Origin of the sequence: Microbacterium sp. MTN4-26 (genome assembly GCF_042846595.1) — a bacterium.
GTDB classification, from domain to species: domain Bacteria; phylum Actinomycetota; class Actinomycetes; order Actinomycetales; family Microbacteriaceae; genus Microbacterium; species Microbacterium luteum.
This window is the reverse complement of record NZ_BTGO01000010.1, coordinates 97,408-115,273: the sequence shown is the minus strand read 5'-3', so window position 1 is coordinate 115,273 and position 17,866 is coordinate 97,408. Positions and strand designations below refer to the sequence as shown.

Genomic DNA, 17,866 nt, shown 5'->3' with positions numbered 1-17,866 from the left:
TCGTCTCGCTTCGCTCGCGCAACGACCTGGAACACAAGGAGACAGCGACATGGCAACCACACTCATCACGGGCGGGACCGTGGTCTCGGCGACCGGCCGGGGCGAAGCCGACGTGCTCATCGACGGCGAGAGGATCATCGCCGTCCTCGCGCCGGGATCGGTGCTCCTCGGCACGGACCTGGCCGGTTCCGTCGACACGGTCGTCGATGCCACCGGAAAGTACGTCATCCCCGGCGGGATCGACGCGCACACGCACATGCAGCTGCCCTTCGGCGGAACCTTCGCGTCGGACACGTTCGAGACGGGAACCCGCGCCGCCGCCTGGGGCGGCACCACCACGATCATCGACTTCGCGGTGCAGAAGTACGGCGAGCGCGTCCAGGACGGTCTTACCCGCTGGCACGACCTCGCCGCCGGCAACTGCGCGATCGACTACGGCTTCCACCAGATCATCGGCGGTGTCGACGACGACTCCCTCGCCGCGATGCCGGCCCTCATCGACGAGGGGATCACGAGCTTCAAGCTCTTCATGGCCTATCCCGGCGTGTTCTATTCCGACGACGCGCAGATCCTCAAGGCGATGCAGGTCTCCGCCGATACGGGCCTGCTCACCATGATGCACGCCGAGAACGGGCCCGCCATCGACGTGCTGGCCGAGCAGCTCGTCGCCGCGGGGAACACCAGCCCGTTCTTCCACGGCAAGGCCCGCGCGTGGCAGATGGAGGAGGAGGCCACCCACCGGGCGATCATGCTCTCGCACCTCACCGGCGCGCCGCTCTATGTGGTGCACGTGAGCGCCAAGCAGGCCGTCGAGCAGCTCGCGTGGGCGCGCGACAACGGACAGAACGTGTTCGGCGAGACGTGCCCCCAGTACCTGTACCTGTCGCTCGAGGAGCAGCTCGGCGCCACGAGCGAGGAGTGGGGCGACTTCGAAGGCGCCAAATGGGTGTGCTCGACGCCGCTGCGCTCCCATGCGGAGGGCCATCAGGATCACATGTGGCAGGCCCTGCGCACGAACGACCTCCAGATGGTCTCCACCGACCACTGCCCGTTCTGCATGAAGGGTCAGAAGGAGCTCGGCAGCCAAGACTTCCGCGCGATCCCGAACGGGATCGGCTCGGTCGAGCATCGCATGAACCTGATGTACCAGGGAGTCGTCACCGGGCGCCTCACCCTGGAGAGGTTCGTGGAGCTGACCTCGACGACGCCCGCGCGCATGTTCGGTCTCTACGGACGCAAGGGCGTCATCCAGCCGGGAGCCGACGCCGACATCGTCGTCTACGACCCCCGGGGGCACACCTCCATCGGCTACCACGAGAACCCGGACGGGTCGCCTACGGGCAGAACCCACCACATGAACATGGATCACTCCGCGTGGGAGGGGTACGAGATCGACGGACACGTCGACACGGTCATCTCGCGGGGCCGGATCATCGTCGACGACGACCGCTACCTCGGCACGGCCGGAGACGGTCAGTACCTCAAGCGCGGTCTGTCGCAGTACCTGGTGTGAGCATGCAGCCCGTCATCGCCGCGCCTCCCGCCCGCCCCCACGACCGGACGGAGTGAGCGCTCATGGACTTCGGAGTGGTCCTCCAGACCAACCCTCCCGCCTCCCGCACGGTGCAGCTCGCCAAGCTCGCCGAAGCACACGGCTTCAGCCACGCGTGGACCTTCGACTCCCACCTGCTGTGGGAGGAGCCGTACGTCATCTACGCCGCCATCCTCGCCGAAACCCGGAAGCTCACCGTCGGACCGTTCGTCACCAACCCCGCCACGCGGGACTGGACCGTGACGGCCTCGCTGTTCGCGACCCTCAACGAGATGTACGGCAACCGCACCATCTGCGGCATCGGGCGCGGAGACTCCGCGGTGCGCGTGACCAACGGCAGACCGTCCTCCATGGCGGAACTGCGCGAATCGATCCACGTCATCCGCGAACTCGCGAACTCCCGCCCCGTCGAGTACAAGGGCTCGACGCTGCGATTCCCGTGGAGTTCCGGATCGGCACTGGATGTGTGGGTCGCCGCCTACGGCCCGATGGCCCTGAAGCTGACCGGCGAGGTCGGGGACGGGTTCATCCTGCAGCTGGCCGACCTCGATATCGCAGCGTGGATGATCCGCACCGTGAAGGAGGCCGCCGAGGCCGCCGGGCGCGACCCCGACGCGATCGCCTTCTGCGTGGCGGCACCGATGTACATCGGTGACGACGTCGCCCACATGCGCGATCAGTGCCGCTGGTTCGGCGGGATGGTGGGAAACCACGTCGCCGACATCGTCGCCAAGTACGGCCATCACGGCGATGGCGTGCCCGAAGCGCTCACCGACTACATCGCCGGCCGCAGCGGCTACGACTACAACACCCATGGACGCGCGGAGAACGACCACGTCGACTTCGTGCCCGATGAGATCGTCGACCGGTTCTGCGTGCTCGGCACCGCCGAGCAGCACATCGCCAAGCTCGCGGCACTCCGCGATCTGGGCGTGACCCAGTTCGCCGGCTACCTCCAGCACGACAACAAAGAGGAGACGATGCGCGTCTACGGCGAGACGGTCATCCCCGCGCTGCGCGAGCACGTGACGGCGAAGGCATGACGACGGCACGCTGGCTGGCGGTCGGATGGGGCGTCATCGGCATCCTCGTCGTCATCGGATCGTGGGAGCTCTACAAGGCGACGGGACCCGCCGAGGGCGTCGTGGTCGGCGCCGTCGACGGCGAGACGGGCTCCGGCGTGATGATCCTGCCGCGCACGCACGATCGCGCGATGCCGCACGTGTGGGACATGATCGTGCGCCTGTTCGCCCCGACGAGCGGCGGGGACACACCGCCGCTGTGGATGTCGGTGGTCGCCGCGGCCGGAGTCACCCTCGGAATCGCCGCAGTGGGATGGATGATCGGGGTGATCGTCGGCGCCGCGCTCGGCCTGATCATGCAGCGGTCACGTCTGGCCGAGTGGGGCCTTCTGCCCTGGATCGTCCTCAGCCAGATCGTCCCCCTCATCGCCTTCGCGCCGGTCGTCAATGCCATCGGGAATCAGATCGACCGCGACGTCATGCCCTGGCCGCAGTGGCTGTCCGTCGCGGTGATCGCCTCGTACCTCGCCTTCTTTCCCGTCGCCGTCGGGATGCTGCGCGGACTCGCCGCGCCCGACCCCATCCACGTCGACCTCATGCGGAGCTACTCCGCCGGCTACTGGTCGACGCTGTGGCGGCTCCGCCTGCCCGCGGCGGTTCCGCACCTGTTGCCCGCGCTGCGGCTCGCCGCGGCCAACGCGGTGCTCGGCGCCGTGGTCGCGGAGGTCTCGATCGGGATGCGCGGCGGCATCGGCCGCATGCTCATCCAGCTCGCCGGCCAGGCGTCGTCCGACCCGGCGGCACCCTGGGCACCCACCTTCGGCTCGATCGCCCTGGGACTCATCGCCGCCGGCACCGTCGCCGTCATCGGCGTGGGGTTGAAGAACTACCGCCGAGGAGAGGCCGCAGCATGAGCGTTTCCCCACCGACCACTCCCCTCGCGGTGCGCGCCGCCGGCATCGGGAAGACGTTCTCGACGGCGGGCGACGACGTGCACGCGCTCACCGGGGTCGACCTCGAGGTGGCTGCCGGCGAGTTCGTCTCGCTGATCGGTCCGTCCGGATGCGGAAAGTCCACCCTCATGCGGCTCATCGCCGACCTCGACACCCCGACCGAGGGCACGCTGGAGATCTTCGGAAAGACGCCGGAGCGGGCACGGGTCGCGCAGGACTACGGCATCGCCTTCCAGCAGGCAGGCCTCCTCCCCTGGCGCACCGTCGCGGCCAACATCGCGCTGCCGCTCGAGGTTCATGGACAGGGCCGCACGGAGCGGGATGCCCGCGTGCGCGAGCTCACGCACCTCGTCGGCCTGCAGGAGTTCACGGAGCGCTATCCCGACGAGCTGTCGGGTGGCATGCAGCAGCGCGTCGCGATCGCCCGGGCCCTCGCGGCCCGTCCGAAGCTGCTGCTGATGGACGAGCCGTTCGGCGCCTTGGACGAGATGACGCGCGAGTACCTGCAGGTCGAGCTCTCCGGGATCGCCGCCGAGACCGGAGCTGCCGTGGTCTTCGTCACCCACTCCATTCCCGAGGCCGTCTTCCTCTCCGATCGGGTCGTCGTGATGAGTCCCCGTCCGGGCCGCATCGCCGAGATCGTCCCGACGCACCTCGGCGGCGGACGCGACGAGGCGCTGCGCGAGTCGCCGGCCTACTTCGACCGCGTCACCGCCGTGCGGGAGGCCCTTCACGGCACGCGCGTCGAGAGAGCGAACGAACGATGACCGCCGCGGACGAGCTCACCCGCGCCGCACCCGTGGCCCGCGCGCCACGCGAACGGCCCCTGCCGCCGTGGCTGCGCATCGTCGCACCGGTCGCGGTCGGCGTGATCGGCGCGGTGCTCTGGACCCTCTGGGTCGACGTGCTCGGCACCGCCCCGCGCATGCTGCCGAGCCCTGTGGCGATCGCCGTCGAGTTCGTCACGCGGTGGCAGATCATCGCCGACGACATGATCGTCACCGCCACCAACGCCGCCGTCGGGCTGGTCGCCGGCACGGTCCTGGCCGTGCTGCTCGCCGGCCTCGCGACCGCTGTGCGCCCGATCGACGGGATGCTCGCTCCGCTCGTCGCGGCGCTGGCGGTGATCCCGATCGTCGCCCTCACCCCGCTGCTGAACACGATGTTCGGCGCCTCGAGTCAGTTCGGCCGGCAGGCGGTCGCGACGATCGCGGCGTTCGTCCCGGTGTTCGTCAACGTGGTGCGCGGCCTCCGACAGACGCGACCGGTCCATCGCGACCTGCTGCGCGCATCCGCCGCCACCGGTGCGCAGACCTTCCGCTACCTCACCCTCCCCACCGCGGTGCCGTACCTGATGACGGGACTGCGCATCGCCGCCTCCCTCGCGGTCATCGCCGCCCTGGTCGCCGAGTACTTCGGCGGCCCCGCCGACGGCGTCGGCACGTCCATCGCCACGTACGCCAAGTCGGGCCGGGCGGCGCTGGCGTGGGCGTACGTCGTGGGCGGAATCCTCATCGGGCTCGGCTTCTACCTCGCCACCACCCTCCTCGAGCGCATCGTGACGAGGGGGCCACACCCCTGAGCACGACCGACGAGGGACCGCCCGCACCGACCCATCCGCCCGAATCACCGCACCACCCGCAACACCGCACCGCTCGCATCACCCGTACAACCCCGCATCACTTCTTTCAACAGAGAACGGACGCAATCATGAGACACAGCATCCGACGCGGAATGTTCACCGCGTCCACCATCGCCATCACCGCCCTGGCACTCGCGGCGTGCTCGGGGTCCGACGCCGACACTGCCGCCGACACCGACTCCTCCGACGTCGAACCGCTGACCGAGATCAGCCTCCAGCTGCAGTGGCTGCCGCAGGCGCAGTTCGCCGGGTACTACCTCGCGCAGGAGATGGGCTACTTCGAGGAGGAGGGGTTCGACTCTGTCGAGATTGTTCCGTCCGGCGGCGACATCGTCCCGCAGGACGCGCTCGTGGCCGGAGACGTCGACTTCGCCATCGCCTGGGTGCCCAAGGTGCTCGGCACGCTGGAAGCCTCGGGCGTGGAGCTCACCGACATCGCGCAGGTCTTCCAGGAGTCCGGCACCCTCCAGGTGTCGTGGGCCGACGACGGCATCACCTCGGTCGCGGACTTCGAGGGCCAGCGCATCGGCTCATGGGGGTTCGGGAACGAGTGGGAGATCTTCGCCGCGATGGCCGAGGACGACCTCGACGCCACATCGGTGTCGATCACGACACAGGACTTCAGTATGAACGCGCTCCTGGACCGCGACGTCGACGCGGCCCAGGCGATGACCTACAACGAGTGGGCGCAGATCCTCGAGGTCATCGATCCCGAAACCGGCGAGCTGTATCAGCCCGAGGACTTCAACGTCGTCTCCTATGCCGACACGCAGGGAGCCATGCTGCAGGATGCGATCTGGGCGGACACCGAACGGCTCGAGAGCGACCCCGCCTATGCCGACGCGGCGGTGCGGTTCCTCAAGGCGATCACCAAGGGGTGGCTCTACGCGCGTGACAACCCGGAGGATGCCGCCGACATCGTCTACGACATCGCCTCGAACGCGGAGGCCGCCTTCCCCGTCGGACCGGTGCACCAGCTGTGGCAGATGAACGAGGTCAACAAGCTCATCTGGACCGGCGCCGACTTCGGTGTCGTCGACGCCGCCGCATGGGATCAGACCGTGGCGGGAGCGCTGGCCGCGGTCAACCAGGACGGGCTGAACCTCATCACCACCGAACCGCCCGAGACGGCCTACTCGAACGAGTACATGGAGCAGGCGCTCGCCGAACTCGCCGACGAGGGTGTCGAGGTGACCGGCGAGTACACGCCGATCGAGGTCGAGCTCACCGAAGGCGGCATGTGAGGTGACCCCGGGGTGTCCCGCGTCGATGGCCGGCGCGGGACATCCGAGGTGGCGAGCTCGTCGCCACCGGACCGCTTGACCCGACGACCCCGACCCAGGAGGGTGACGGCATGACGCACGAACTCGATGCCCGCGCGAAGGAACTCGACCGGGCCCACGTCTTCCACTCGTGGTCCGCGCAGGAGGGGCTCGATCTGCCGGTGATCGCCGGCGGATCCGGGGCGTGGGTCTGGAATCACGCCGGCGAGCGGATGCTTGATCTCAGCAGCCAACTCGTCAACGTGAACATCGGCCATCAGCATCCCGCGGTCGTCGCGGCGATCCAGGAGCAGGCGGGGCGGCTCGCGACCATCGGCCCCGCCACCGCGAATCTCCACCGAGGCGAGGCAGCCGCTCGCATCCTCGACAAGGCTCCCGATGGCTTCGCCAAGGTCTTCTTCACCAACGGCGGAGCCGACGCGAACGAGAACGCCGTGCGCATGGCGCGCCTGACCACCGGCCGCGACACGGTGCTGTCGACCTACCGCTCGTACCACGGCAACACCGGCGGCGCGATCGTCGCCACCGGCGACTGGCGGCGGATGCCCAACCAGTACGCACGAGGTCACGTGCACTTCTTCGGGCCGTACCTGTATCGCAGCGAGTTCTGGGCGACGACTCCCGAGGAGGAGTGCGAGCGTGCGCTTCACCACCTGCGGCGGGTCATCGAGTCGGAGGGACCGCAGACGATCGCCGCCGTGCTGCTGGAATCGGTCCCGGGCACGGCCGGCATCCTCGTGCCTCCGGCCGGCTACCTCGCGGGGGTCCGCCACCTGTGCGACGAGCACGGAATCGTGCTCATCCTCGACGAGGTCATGGCCGGATTCGGACGCACCGGCCAGTGGTTCGCCTTCGAGCGTCACGACATCGTGCCCGACCTCATCACCTTCGCCAAGGGGGTCAATTCGGGTTACGTCCCCGTCGGCGGCGTGATCATCAGCGAGGCGATCGCGGCGGCCTTCGACGACCGCGTCTTCCCCGGCGGTCTCACGTACTCCGGGCACCCGCTTGCGGCGGCCTCGATCATCGCGTCGATCGACGCGATGACCACGGAGGGGATCGTCGAACACGCCCGCACGGTGGGAGCCGACGTGATCGGACCGTCACTGCGCGCGCTCGCGGACGACCACGACCTCATCGGCGAGGTGCGCGGCGAGGGCGTGTTCTGGGCGGTGGAGCTCGTGGCCGACCGCGGCACTCGCGTCCCGGTGGCCGCGACCACGATGGCAGCGCTCAAGCAGGAGCTCAGCGTACGCGGGGTGATGGCGATGACCGTGGAGAACCGCATCCATGTCGTCCCACCCTGTGTGGTCACCGCCGACGACATGACCCAGGGGATGGTGGCGCTCGATGGCGCGCTCGCGGCGGTCGCGGCGTGAGGGGTTGCGCGCCGGGCGGCGCCACGCAGACTGGATGAAAGCCCCCACGAGGGGCCACTCGAGGGAGAGAGAACGATGACAGACACCACCACCCTGTCCGCCCCCGCCGGCTCGACCGAGAGGCCGATCATCGAGCACTGGGTCGCCGGCGGCCCGTGGTCCGGAGCCTCGGAGCGCTCGGGGCCCGTTTTCGATCCCGCGACCGGAGAGGTGCAGAAGCTCGTGCGCTTCGCCGCACCCGGTGACGTCGATCACGCGGTGCGCGTTGCCCGGGAGGCCGCCGAGACCTGGCGCGATGCCAGCATCGCGAGGCGTCAGCAGGTGCTGTTCGCGTTTCGGCAGATCGTCCACACCCGTCGAGACGAGCTTGCCCGCATCCTGACCAGCGAGCACGGGAAGGTCGTCTCCGACGCGCACGGTGAGATCGCCCGCGGCCTGGAGGTCGTGGAGTTCGCGTGCGGACTCGGACACCACACGAAGGGGGCGTACAGCGAGAACGCCTCGAGCGGCATCGATGTCTACTCGCTCCGTCAGCCGCTCGGCGTGGTCGCCGTCATCAGTCCGTTCAATTTCCCCGCGATGGTGCCCATGTGGTTCTTCTCCATCGCCATCGCCACCGGGAACGCCGTGATCCTCAAGCCGAGCGAGAAGGACCCGAGCGCGGCCAACTGGCTGGCAGCGGCGTGGGCGGAGGCGGGTCTTCCGGCGGGGGTCTTCACGGTGCTCCACGGCGACAAGACCGCGGTCGACGGGCTCCTCGAGCATCCCGACATCCAGGCGGTCTCCTTCGTCGGGTCGACGCCGATCGCGAGATACGTGTACGAAACGGGAACGCGCCACGGCAAGCGCGTCCAAGCGCTCGGCGGCGCCAAGAATCAGATGCTCGTGCTGCCGGACGCCGACCTCGACCTGGCCGCGGACGCGGCGGTGAGCGCCGGGTTCGGGTCGGCGGGCGAACGGTGCATGGCCATCTCGGTCGTGCTCGCGGTCGACACGATCGCCGACGCCCTCGTCGAGCGGATCGCGCAGCGGATGGCGGCGCTGCGCACCGGTGACGGCACGCGCGGCTGCGACATGGGACCGCTCATCACCGCGGAGCACCGCGACAAGGTCACCGGCTATGTCGCGGTCGCCGAACAGGACGGCGCATCCGTCGTCGTCGACGGACGCGGTATCGAGGTCGACGGCGACCCGAACGGCTTCTGGCTGGGTCCGACCCTGCTCGATCGTGTGCCGACCGCATCCGCCGCCTATCGTGAGGAGATCTTCGGTCCCGTCCTGTCGGTGGTCCGCGTCGGCGGCTACGAAGAGGGACTCGATCTCATCAACGCCAGCCCGTACGGCAACGGCACCGCGATCTTCACCAACGACGGCGGTGCGGCCCGCCGCTTCCAGCGAGACGTGCAGGTGGGCATGATCGGCATCAACGTGCCGATCCCGGTCCCCGTCGCGTATCACTCCTTCGGTGGCTGGAAGGCGTCGCTGTTCGGCGATGCGAAGGCGTACGGTGTGCACGGATTCGAGTTCTACATGGCCGAGAAGGCGGTCACCTCACGATGGCTCGACCCGTCGCACGGCGGGGTCGACCTCGGGTTCCCCCAGCACACCTGACACTCTCGCCCGGGCGCCGAGGCGTACCGGATCACTCCGGGGTGTACACCTCGAGCGCGTCGGCGATGCCCTTCACCCGCAGCCGGAAGGCATCGCCGTCGCGCTGTACGAGCTCGCCGTCGTGCACGAACGACAGCTCGCCGCCCGCGGCGCGATGCACCGTGAGGTCGAGGTCGTCCAGCAGCATCCGCTCGATGTCGGACTCCGGCGGCAGCAGACGGAGGAAGCGCAGCACCGCGGTGGTCTTGCGGCCGAAGGCGAGCGATGCCACGGCGCGCGTATGCGACCCGCGTGCGTGGTGGAAGCGCACGTCGAGCCGGTCGTCGCCGAGCGTGATGCGCTGCAGCGTCGCGATGCGCGCTTCGTCGTTCGCGCCGACGCTGACGAAGACCGACCACACGCGCGCGTGCCGCCCGCCGCGCCCCACCCGGATCGGCTGCGCGTCACGCAGCTCGCGCCACGCGGCCGCGGCCCCGCCGATCCAGGTGCCGAGCCGGTCGACGCGTCGCTTGCGCTCGGCGACGAAACCGGGATGCAGCCCGAGCGTGACCGCATCGAGCACGGTGATCGGCTCGTCGTCGTCCGCCCGCACCTCGGCCACCGCGACACGGCGGCGCCGCCCGGCGAGGTAGGCGGCGAGGGCGTCGTCGACCGTCTCGATGCCGATCGCCCGCGAGAAGTGATTGAAGGTGCCGGCAGGGAGCACGAGCAGCGGAATGTCGTGGCGGCGCGCCGTGTGCGCCATCGTCGAGACCGACCCGTCTCCGCCGTGCATCGCGACGGCCGTCGGCGGGTCCTCGCAGGCCATTGCGGCATCCACCACCCGGGCGAGGTCTTCACCGTCGGCCAGGTCGTGCACGGTCGCGCCGGGCACGTGCCGCTCGATGAGGGGGCGCGGGTCGTCGTGAGAGCGGTCGCGGCCGGACTTCGGGTTCAGCACGATCAGGAGGCCGCGACCGGGGAGGGTGTCGGTCGTCACGTCGGCGACGCTACTCCCCCGGGTCGGGTGCGCCGCGGGGGTTGACGGGGTCATGACGGTTTCACCCGGGGAGCAGGGGGCGGCCCTCGTAGAACGTCTGGAGCACCACCGTCGTGCGGGTGCTCACCGAGGCGGCGAGGCGGATCTCGCGCACGAGCGTCTCGAGATGACGCGGCGTGGCGACCCGCACGAACAGCATGTAGCTGGCGGCACCTGCGATCGAATGGCACGCCTCGATCTCGTCGAGGTGCTCCAGCAGCTCCGGCGCGTTGTCGGGCTGGGCCGGATCCACCGGGGTGATCTCGATGAACGCCGCCAGGGGCCGACCCACCGCCTCCGGGTCGACGACCGCGCGATAGCCGGCGATCACACCCCGCGCCTCCAGCTTGCGTACACGCGCCTGCACCGCCGAGACCGACAGACCGACCGCGGCCGACAGATCGGCCAAGGTACCTCGCGGGTCGAGGGAGACAGCACGCACGACGCGCGCATCCGTCTCGTCATCGAGCCGGACGCCGACCGGAGGAACGTCTGCTGCCATCCCGCAATGGTACGCGTCGAAGCGGTATGCAGCAGGAAAATTTCCGGTTCATGAACGATATTGCGGAAGCAAATCTAGACTCGCGGCACATCGATGATCGGAGGCTCCGTTGTCCGCGCCCACGCTCGCCCCTCGCTTCACCCCCGTCGACCGGGCCGACCGTGCCGAGATGTCGGCTGCCTGGCTCGCTCTGAGAGACGCCGCGACCGCCCTGCAGACGCTGCAGGCGACCGACGGTTCCATCCCTGATGCGTCGCAGCATGCCACCGCCCACGCCCACCTCGAGACGATCGTGTGCGCTATCGAGGCTCTCGCGCCTGCTTTCCCCCACGACGCCGACTACCTCGCCGCCTCGGCGCTGGACGCGCGACGGTGGGCCGGTGAGAACTTCGGCGTGCCGGACTTCCTCGACTCCCTCGTCGCATTCCAGCCGCAGCGGCATCGCATCGACGGCGTGCGCCACCTCGTGGTGTTTCCGATGTACACCCAGAACGGCTCGCCGGACCGCCATCTCGAGGCGCTGATCGTCGAGGCGATCTGGCCCGAGGCGATCGCGCGGCTGGAGGCCGACTACACCAACCGGCTGTTCGTGTCGCTGCGCCTGATCGACTTCACGCCCGGATACGACACCAACTCCGCGGTGCTGTTCCCCGAGACGATCGCCATGCGCGAGATCCCGGCCTTCACGTGGGGCGCGATCTTCCAGGACCGCGAGGCGGCGCGCTTCCGACGGGTCACCCGGTCGGCGGCCGAGATCACGAAGCTGGAGCTCCCCCCGGAGGCCGCGCGCATGCTCGATGACCAGGAGCTCACCGAACTCACGTTCGTGATGTGGGACCTCATCCACGACCGCACGCACATGCGCGGCGACCTGCCATTCGATCCGTTCATGATCAAACAGCGCATGCCGTACTTCCTCTACTCCCTGGAGGAGCTGCGGTGCGACCTCACCGCCTTCCGGGAGTGCGTCGCGCTCGAAGCCCGCTACGCGAAGCGCGACGACCTCGACGACACCGAAAGACGGCTGCTCGAACACGCCCGGCTCGTGCAGTACGCCGTGATCTTCGACCGCATCTTCCGATTCGCCGTGACCGGCTCTCGCGTGCGCAACTACGACGGACTGGGCGGACAGCTGCTGTTCGCGTGGCTGCACCAGCGCCGCGTGCTGCACTGGACCGACACCGCCCTCACCGTCGAGTGGGAAGAGGTCGCCGCCGCCGTGCTCGCACTGGGAGACGCCGTCGACGACCTGTACTGGCGCTCGATCGACCGCCCGAAGACCGCTCACTGGCTCGCCGCCTACGACCTCGTGAGCTCGGTCCTCACGCCGAACCCCGCCTCACGGTGGGCACGCGGGCTTTCGGACGAGATCCTCGCGGGTCCGCCGCGCGGCTACACCGACGCGGTGCTCGAAGACGAGTTCCCCCTGTCGATGTTCTACGAGGCGCTCGAGAAGAAGATGCGGCCCGTCATCGCATCCACGAGCGGAATCCGCGGCACGGATGCGTGACGGCGGCGTGACGGAACCGTGCGCGTGACGGCAGCGTGCGCGTGACGGCAGCGTGACAGGCGCCCTCGCTCACGTGCCGGGCTGCGGCACCGGACCCGTGGGCGGGGACGGATCCGCTGCCACCGGCACCGATTCCTGCGCGCCGGCGTACTCCGCCGAGAGCGTTCGATAGGACCGGGTCGTGAAGGCCAGGAGCGCGATGACCACCATCGCCAACCCGGCGAAGAAGAACACCATCGCGATGCCGCGCGCCTGCCCGTCACCCAGCAGCCATCCCCACGCGGCGATGCCCGCCGGCGAATCCATGTAGGGGATGATCGCGAACTCGGCGATGGGGGCGATGAGGAACGCCGTGACCGGAGCCGCCGCCGACTCGAACGCGGCCGCGAACCCGAACACACGACCCTGGCGCGCGTAGGGGACGACCTTCTGGATGACGGTCTGCTCGGCCGCCTCGACGGCGGGGATCAGCATCATGTAGACCCAGATGCCGAGCGCGTACAGCCACCACCAGTCCCGGATGGTGAAGAGGGCGCCGAGCACGCCCATCGCCACCACGACCAGCAGCATCGTGCGGATCGGATTGCGACCGAGGCCGAATTTCGCGATGACGAGTCCGCCGATGATGAATCCGGTGGCGGCGACGCCGAACACGACGCCCCAGATCTCCACCTCGAACAGGGTTAGCCCGTACGGGTCCATCAGAGCCATGTAGACCCCGCCGATGAGGTTGTTGAAGGTGGAGAAGATGATGAGGGCGAACAGGCCCTGCGCGGCGCGGACGGCGGCGATGCTGCCGGCGAGATCGATGAGCGAGGTGCGCCCCGGCTCCACCACCGGCTGCTCCTCGGGAATACGCAGGAAAAGCAGGTGCGCGAGGGCGGCCGCGGTGGCGACCAGGGCGATCACGAGCGTCCATCCCATGCCGAGGAAGCCGATCGCAAGTCCCGAGAACACGCTCGTGATGATGAAGGCGATCCCCTGCACGGTGCCCACGAGGCCGTTGGCGTTCGCGTGCCGCTCGACCGGGGTGAGCAGCGTGACCGTGGTCGACAGGGCGATGTTGCGCATGTGCTCGACGACGGATCCGAAGAGGATGATCCCCGCGAAGAGCCAGAACCACGGTCCGCCGAGGTCGACCAGGGCGGACTCCGGCTGAGCGAGATACAAGGCGCCGGCGACGAGGAAGGACGCCAGGGTGATCAGACTCGACAGGATCATGACGCGATGCTTGCGATGCCGATCGACCAGGGTGCCGAAGATCATCGCGAAGAAGGCGATGAAGAGCATGTACGCGCCACCGATGATGCCCGTGGCGAGCACCGAGCGCGTCTCGAGGTAGACCCAGAACGTCAGCGCGAACCACAGGAAGCTCGTGGTGATGTTGGCGAACGCCGTGTTCACGAGCACGTGCAGGAACGTGCGCATGCCGTTCGGCGGCGGCACGACCGTCGCCGGGGCGCTCGACGCCGGATCAGGGGTCATGGGGTGAGGGTAGACCCGGGCACCGACATCCGACAGACCTCCGGCCGACGACCACCGGCACCGGACGCGTACGCTGGATCTCCGTGACTCCCCTCCACGACACCGCCGTGCGCGGCTTCGCCTCCGACAACTACTCCGGCGTGCATCCGGAGGTGCTGGCGGCCATCGCCGCCGCGAACGAGGGTCACCAGATCGCCTACGGCGAGGACCGCTACACCACGCGGCTGCAGGAGGTCTTCCGCACCCACCTCGGCGACGGGGTCGAGGCCTACCCCGTCTTCAACGGCACCGGCGCCAACGTCGTGGGCCTGCAGTCGATGCTGCCCCGGTGGGGTGCGGTGATCGCGGCATCCACCGCCCACATCAACGTCGACGAGGGCGGAGCGCCCGAGAAGGTCGCGGGCGTGAAGATCCTGAACGTGCCGACCGACGACGGCAAGCTCACCGCCGACCTCATCGACCTCGAGGCCTGGGGGTGGGGCGACGAGCACCGATCGCAGCCGCTGGCGGTCTCGATCACGCAGTCCACCGAGCTCGGCACGCTCTACACGCCCGACGAGGTGCGGGCGATCGCCGACCACGCGCACAGCCACGGCATGCGCCTGCACATGGACGGGGCCCGCATCGCCAACGCAGCGGCCGCCCTCGACGTGCCCCTGCGCGCCTTCACCCGCGACGCGGGGGTGGACGTGCTGAGCTTCGGCGGCACCAAGAACGGGGCGATGCTCGGCGAGGCGATCGTCGTGCTCGACCCCGAGGCCTCGAGCGGCCTGCCGTACCTGCGCAAGCTGAACATGCAGCTGTCGTCGAAGATGCGCTTCGTGTCGGCACAGCTGATCGCGCTGCTCGAGGACGACCTGTGGCTGCGGAACGCCCGGCACTCCAACGCGATGGCGCAGCGCCTGCGCTCCGGCGTCGAGGCGGGCCTCGCCGACGGCTCGATCCGCGGAGTCGGGTTCACGCAGCGGACGCAGGCGAACGGCGTGTTCGCGACGCTGCCGGCCGGCGTTGCCGATCGACTGCGCGAGTCCTTCCGCTTCTACGACTGGGATGCCGCGCGAAGCGAAGTGCGCTGGATGTGCTCCTTCGACACGACCGAAGCCGACGTCGACGCGTTCGTGGCCGCGATCGCGCGGGAGACCTCCGCGGCCTGACCCCACGCGCAGACGCCGGTCCGAGACGCCGGGACAACCGGCGCGGATGTACCGGGTACCCGTCAGCCGCGGGCGGGCTTGCCGGACAGCCAGGACCACACCGACGGGCGCCAGTGATCCGCCACGTACTGCACGGCCTCGTCGACGCCCAGTGAGCGGGTCGAGTTCCCCACGCGAACCCACAGGTCCGTCGAGCCGCCGTCCTTCGCGCGCACGAGGAAGACCGGCTTCGGCGAGGGCGGGCAGCTCACCGCGCACACGGCGGCGCCCGCATCCCCCACCGGGGCGAACTGGATGTGCGGCAGCGCCGCGGCGTTTCGACCGAGGAGCGTGGACAGCAGGTCGCGCAGCCACAGCTCGAAGCGGTCGTGATCCGGGGTGCGCAGGGTGGCCAGGTCGCGATCCAGCCCCACGGCGTGACCGTCGTCGTTCGCCCCGATCAACAGCACGCCACCCGAGCTGTTGAGGAATGCCGCGACCGTCTTGGCGATCGCGAGCTCCATGCGCGCGTCCTTCTTGTCCTCGCGCACGTTCCAGCGCGCGGTCTCCTTGAACTCGACGCGATCGGACTCACCCGAGGCGAGCAGCGCGGGAACGTCGACGTCGCGCAGCCCGCGCCCCCACGCCGTCGCGACGGCGGCGACGACGAACGACAGCCCGAGGCTCGTGCCGAACGCGAGCAGGATGGTCGTCGGCATCCACAGCCGCAGACCCGCGAAGAGCCATCCGGCGATGAAGATCCCGACGCTCAGGCCCATGAGCGACACGATCGTCATCGTGCGGATCTCCAGGCGCAGCCGCCGGCCGAAGAGCCGACGCATGACCCGGGCGATCACATAGGCGAGACCCAGGACGATGGGGATCGCCACGGCGAAATCGACCAGCAGCGGGCTGTACGGCATCCGTCGCGTCCCGGGTCAGCGCAGGCAGCCGACGCTCGCGAGCGCCTGACGGATGAGGGTGGCCCGGCCGCCCTCCATCTCGTCGGCGAGCGCGTCGGAGGCCGCTTCCTCGGGACTCATCCACGTGACCTCGAGGGCGTCCTGGCGCGGTTCGCACGTGCCGGTGACGGGCACGACGAACGCGAGCGAGACCGCGTGCTGGCGATCGTCGTGGAAGGCGCTCACCCCGGGGATCGGGAAGTACTCGGCCACGGTGAACGGCACCGGCTGCGGCGGGAGGAGGGGGAAGGCCATCGGTCCGAGATCGTTCTCGAGATGGCGGAAGAGCGCGTCGCGGACGGTCTCGCCGTAGCGCACCCGGCCGCTCACGATGGACCGGGTGATCTCACCGACCGGCGTCGCGCGCAGGAGGATGCCGATCTCGGTGACCGCCCCCATGCCGTCGGTGCGCACCGGCACCGCCTCGACGTAGAGCATCGGCAGGCGGCGACGCGCCTCGGCGAGTTCGACCTCGCTCAGCCATCCGGGATTCGAGGCGCTGCCCGCATCGCCGCCCAGATCGCGCAGCGGATCGCGCAGCGTGCCGTCGTCGTCCCGGTCGTTCGGGTCGGGATCAGGCGTGCGGACCGGCATGCCTCCTGTATACCCCACCGTCCGTCGCGGCGCGTGTCGGGACGGCCTGCAACAATATCCGGATGACCGCCGAGAGCCCGAACACGCCCGTGCTCGACCACGACGTCGTGCTGTGGTCGGCCGACGAGTCCGCGCGCGCCGGACGCCCGCTGCTGGTCCTCCTCCACGGCTACGGCTCGCACGAGGGCGACCTGTTCGGCCTCGTGCCCTACCTGCCCGATGGATTCGCCTACGCCGCTGTGCGCGCCCCGCTTGCGCCGCCATGGCCCACCCCCGGGCACTCGTGGTACCCCATCGAGGGTCTCGACGGCCGAGACCCGGCCCACGTGACCGCCGCCGCATCCGCTCTCGTCTCGTGGGTCGATCGGGTCGCTCCGGATGCGCCGGTCGGGCTGCTGGGCTTCTCCCAGGGCGGCGCCGTCTCGCTGCAGGCGCTGCGGCTGCAGCCCGAGCGCTTCGCCTTCGCGGTCAACCTCTCCGGCTATGCCACTCCGGGCGAGCTCGCCGGAGACGCCGTCATGGCCGAGAACCGGCCGCCGGTGTTCTGGGGGCGCGGGGCGGCCGACGAGGTGATCCCCGGCTTCCTCGTCGACCACACCACGCAGTGGCTGCCCGGTCACAGCGACCTCAGCGGTCGCGTGTACCCGGGGCTGACGCACAGCGTCTCCGAGCAGGAGATGGCCGACGTGCGGGTCTTCCTCGAGAAGCAGCTCGAGTCGCTGTCGGACTGAGCGAGTCGGTCAGTCCGACGCGCCGCGGTCCCCGTCATCGTCGCGATCGCGCTTCTTCCGGCGGTCCGCCTCCGCCGCGCCGAACGCGAGCGAGAAGGCGACGCCGATCCCGATGCCGATCGCAAGACCCGCGCCGATGTTGTCGAGCGCGACGCCGAAGGCGATACCGAGCCCGATGCCGATCGCGAGACCGGCGGCGTTGAACGGCGGGAAGGAGCGCCCGCCGTCGTCCTGCGGCTTCTGCTGATCCGTCATGATCACGACGCTACGAGGCGCGCGCCCGGCGCACATCCCCCCTGCGCGGGAGACGCATCCGACGCCGGGCGGGGCGTCTCCGACCCGGGGCTTGCCGGGGTGCGGCCGACCCCGCTATCGTCATGGCGTCCCTGTTCCCGACGTCTGGACGACCGGTGAAGACCCTCGACGATCTCGCGACCATCTCGCGCTGACCGTCGCCCGCGCCCGCCCTTCGGCGGGCCATTCCCACAG

Annotated in this window: 17 protein-coding genes; 11 read left to right on the top strand and 6 right to left on the bottom strand. The window is 69.6% G+C overall.

Annotated elements, in window-relative coordinates; genetic code table 11:
• The first annotated feature begins 49 nt into the window (after nt 1-49).
• The 8 genes from hydA to ACGG9C_RS10340 all read left to right on the top strand — a co-directional run bounded on the left by hydA (nt 50) and on the right by ACGG9C_RS10340 (nt 9,442).
• Nucleotides 50-1,513, top strand: a complete 1,464-nt coding sequence (gene hydA, locus ACGG9C_RS10375; protein WP_390178619.1) for a dihydropyrimidinase — start codon at nt 50-52, stop codon at nt 1,511-1,513.
• A gap of 62 nt (nt 1,514-1,575) precedes the next feature.
• Nucleotides 1,576-2,595: a TIGR03842 family LLM class F420-dependent oxidoreductase gene (locus tag ACGG9C_RS10370; RefSeq protein ID WP_286795896.1), complete on the top strand. Its 1,020-nt coding sequence runs from the start codon at nt 1,576-1,578 to the stop codon at nt 2,593-2,595.
• Nucleotides 2,592-3,488 carry an ABC transporter permease gene (locus ACGG9C_RS10365; protein WP_390178618.1) on the top strand — a complete coding sequence of 299 codons (897 nt, stop codon included), beginning with the start codon at nt 2,592-2,594 and terminating at the stop codon, nt 3,486-3,488. The genes ACGG9C_RS10370 and ACGG9C_RS10365 overlap by 4 nt, the downstream gene beginning before the upstream one ends.
• Nucleotides 3,485-4,294: an ABC transporter ATP-binding protein gene (locus ACGG9C_RS10360; RefSeq protein ID WP_071044075.1), complete on the top strand. Its 810-nt coding sequence runs from the start codon at nt 3,485-3,487 to the stop codon at nt 4,292-4,294. Before ACGG9C_RS10365 ends, ACGG9C_RS10360 begins: the two co-directional genes overlap by 4 nt.
• Nucleotides 4,291-5,109 (top strand): ABC transporter permease, encoded by an 819-nt coding sequence (locus tag ACGG9C_RS10355; protein WP_390178617.1) that lies wholly within the window; start codon nt 4,291-4,293, stop codon nt 5,107-5,109. Before ACGG9C_RS10360 ends, ACGG9C_RS10355 begins: the two co-directional genes overlap by 4 nt.
• A 128-nt stretch (nt 5,110-5,237) precedes the next feature.
• On the top strand, nt 5,238-6,413 hold the full coding sequence (locus ACGG9C_RS10350) for an ABC transporter substrate-binding protein (protein ID WP_286718326.1): 1,176 nt from the start codon (nt 5,238-5,240) through the stop codon (nt 6,411-6,413).
• A gap of 110 nt (nt 6,414-6,523) precedes the next feature.
• Nucleotides 6,524-7,831, top strand: coding sequence for an aspartate aminotransferase family protein (locus ACGG9C_RS10345; protein ID WP_286795893.1), 1,308 nt, complete (start codon nt 6,524-6,526; stop codon nt 7,829-7,831).
• Between the two features lie 75 nt (nt 7,832-7,906).
• A complete protein-coding gene (locus ACGG9C_RS10340; RefSeq protein WP_286795891.1) occupies nt 7,907-9,442 on the top strand; it encodes a CoA-acylating methylmalonate-semialdehyde dehydrogenase in 1,536 nt (511 codons plus the stop codon).
• A 31-nt stretch (nt 9,443-9,473) separates the two neighbouring features.
• Here ACGG9C_RS10340 and ACGG9C_RS10335 read toward each other — a convergent pair whose 3' ends face one another.
• Both ACGG9C_RS10335 and ACGG9C_RS10330 read right to left on the bottom strand, forming a co-directional pair.
• Entirely contained in the window at nt 9,474-10,421 is a 948-nt protein-coding gene (locus ACGG9C_RS10335) for a diacylglycerol kinase family protein (protein ID WP_288420068.1), read from the bottom strand.
• Nucleotides 10,422-10,482: 61 nt separating this feature from the next.
• Complete coding sequence (locus ACGG9C_RS10330) at nt 10,483-10,962, bottom strand: Lrp/AsnC family transcriptional regulator (protein ID WP_390178616.1); 480 nt, start codon at nt 10,960-10,962, stop codon at nt 10,483-10,485.
• Between the two features lie 169 nt (nt 10,963-11,131).
• Between ACGG9C_RS10330 and ACGG9C_RS10325 the strand changes: the two genes are divergently transcribed.
• Nucleotides 11,132-12,472 carry a DUF6421 family protein gene (locus tag ACGG9C_RS10325; RefSeq protein ID WP_228481203.1) on the top strand — a complete coding sequence of 447 codons (1,341 nt, stop codon included), beginning with the start codon at nt 11,132-11,134 and terminating at the stop codon, nt 12,470-12,472.
• 69 nt (nt 12,473-12,541) lie between these two features.
• Here the strand turns inward: ACGG9C_RS10325 and ACGG9C_RS10320 are convergent, their stop codons facing one another.
• Complete coding sequence (locus tag ACGG9C_RS10320) at nt 12,542-13,957, bottom strand: MFS transporter (RefSeq protein ID WP_272872944.1); 1,416 nt, start codon at nt 13,955-13,957, stop codon at nt 12,542-12,544.
• An 83-nt stretch (nt 13,958-14,040) separates the two neighbouring features.
• Between ACGG9C_RS10320 and ACGG9C_RS10315 the strand changes: the two genes are divergently transcribed.
• Nucleotides 14,041-15,111 (top strand): low specificity L-threonine aldolase, encoded by a 1,071-nt coding sequence (locus ACGG9C_RS10315; protein ID WP_194384512.1) that lies wholly within the window; start codon nt 14,041-14,043, stop codon nt 15,109-15,111.
• Nucleotides 15,112-15,173: 62 nt separating this feature from the next.
• On the opposite strand, the gene ACGG9C_RS10310 is transcribed toward ACGG9C_RS10315, so the two are convergent.
• Together ACGG9C_RS10310 and ACGG9C_RS10305 are read right to left on the bottom strand one after the other, a co-directional pair.
• Nucleotides 15,174-16,013, bottom strand: a complete 840-nt coding sequence (locus ACGG9C_RS10310) for a helix-turn-helix domain-containing protein (RefSeq protein ID WP_228480917.1) — start codon at nt 16,011-16,013, stop codon at nt 15,174-15,176.
• A 15-nt stretch (nt 16,014-16,028) separates the two neighbouring features.
• On the bottom strand, nt 16,029-16,646 hold the full coding sequence (locus ACGG9C_RS10305) for an NUDIX hydrolase family protein (RefSeq protein WP_194384511.1): 618 nt from the start codon (nt 16,644-16,646) through the stop codon (nt 16,029-16,031).
• A gap of 62 nt (nt 16,647-16,708) precedes the next feature.
• Between ACGG9C_RS10305 and ACGG9C_RS10300 the strand changes: the two genes are divergently transcribed.
• The gene (locus tag ACGG9C_RS10300) at nt 16,709-17,377 is read left to right on the top strand and encodes an alpha/beta hydrolase (RefSeq protein ID WP_194384510.1); all 669 of its coding nucleotides are present in this window, start codon (nt 16,709-16,711) and stop codon (nt 17,375-17,377) included.
• Nucleotides 17,378-17,386: 9 nt separating this feature from the next.
• Here ACGG9C_RS10300 and ACGG9C_RS10295 read toward each other — a convergent pair whose 3' ends face one another.
• On the bottom strand, nt 17,387-17,632 hold the full coding sequence (locus ACGG9C_RS10295; protein WP_194384509.1) for a hypothetical protein: 246 nt from the start codon (nt 17,630-17,632) through the stop codon (nt 17,387-17,389).
• Between the last annotated feature and the right edge of the window lie 234 nt (nt 17,633-17,866).

What these genes read in the sequence shown, in the direction of transcription:
- hydA (WP_390178619.1), top strand. Translation starts at nt 50, where the DNA reads ATGGCAACCACACTCATCACGGGCGGGACCGTGGTCTCGGCGACCGGC.
- ACGG9C_RS10370 (WP_286795896.1), top strand. Translation starts at nt 1,576, where the DNA reads ATGGACTTCGGAGTGGTCCTCCAGACCAACCCTCCCGCCTCCCGCACG.
- ACGG9C_RS10365 (WP_390178618.1), top strand. Translation starts at nt 2,592, where the DNA reads ATGACGACGGCACGCTGGCTGGCGGTCGGATGGGGCGTCATCGGCATC.
- ACGG9C_RS10360 (WP_071044075.1), top strand. Translation starts at nt 3,485, where the DNA reads ATGAGCGTTTCCCCACCGACCACTCCCCTCGCGGTGCGCGCCGCCGGC.
- ACGG9C_RS10355 (WP_390178617.1), top strand. Translation starts at nt 4,291, where the DNA reads ATGACCGCCGCGGACGAGCTCACCCGCGCCGCACCCGTGGCCCGCGCG.
- ACGG9C_RS10350 (WP_286718326.1), top strand. Translation starts at nt 5,238, where the DNA reads ATGAGACACAGCATCCGACGCGGAATGTTCACCGCGTCCACCATCGCC.
- ACGG9C_RS10345 (WP_286795893.1), top strand. Translation starts at nt 6,524, where the DNA reads ATGACGCACGAACTCGATGCCCGCGCGAAGGAACTCGACCGGGCCCAC.
- ACGG9C_RS10340 (WP_286795891.1), top strand. Translation starts at nt 7,907, where the DNA reads ATGACAGACACCACCACCCTGTCCGCCCCCGCCGGCTCGACCGAGAGG.
- ACGG9C_RS10330 (WP_390178616.1), bottom strand. Translation starts at nt 10,962, where the DNA reads ATGGCAGCAGACGTTCCTCCGGTCGGCGTCCGGCTCGATGACGAGACG.
- ACGG9C_RS10325 (WP_228481203.1), top strand. Translation starts at nt 11,132, where the DNA reads ATGTCGGCTGCCTGGCTCGCTCTGAGAGACGCCGCGACCGCCCTGCAG.
- ACGG9C_RS10320 (WP_272872944.1), bottom strand. Translation starts at nt 13,957, where the DNA reads ATGACCCCTGATCCGGCGTCGAGCGCCCCGGCGACGGTCGTGCCGCCG.
- ACGG9C_RS10310 (WP_228480917.1), bottom strand. Translation starts at nt 16,013, where the DNA reads ATGCCGTACAGCCCGCTGCTGGTCGATTTCGCCGTGGCGATCCCCATC.
- ACGG9C_RS10305 (WP_194384511.1), bottom strand. Translation starts at nt 16,646, where the DNA reads ATGCCGGTCCGCACGCCTGATCCCGACCCGAACGACCGGGACGACGAC.
- ACGG9C_RS10300 (WP_194384510.1), top strand. Translation starts at nt 16,709, where the DNA reads ATGACCGCCGAGAGCCCGAACACGCCCGTGCTCGACCACGACGTCGTG.
- ACGG9C_RS10295 (WP_194384509.1), bottom strand. Translation starts at nt 17,632, where the DNA reads ATGACGGATCAGCAGAAGCCGCAGGACGACGGCGGGCGCTCCTTCCCG.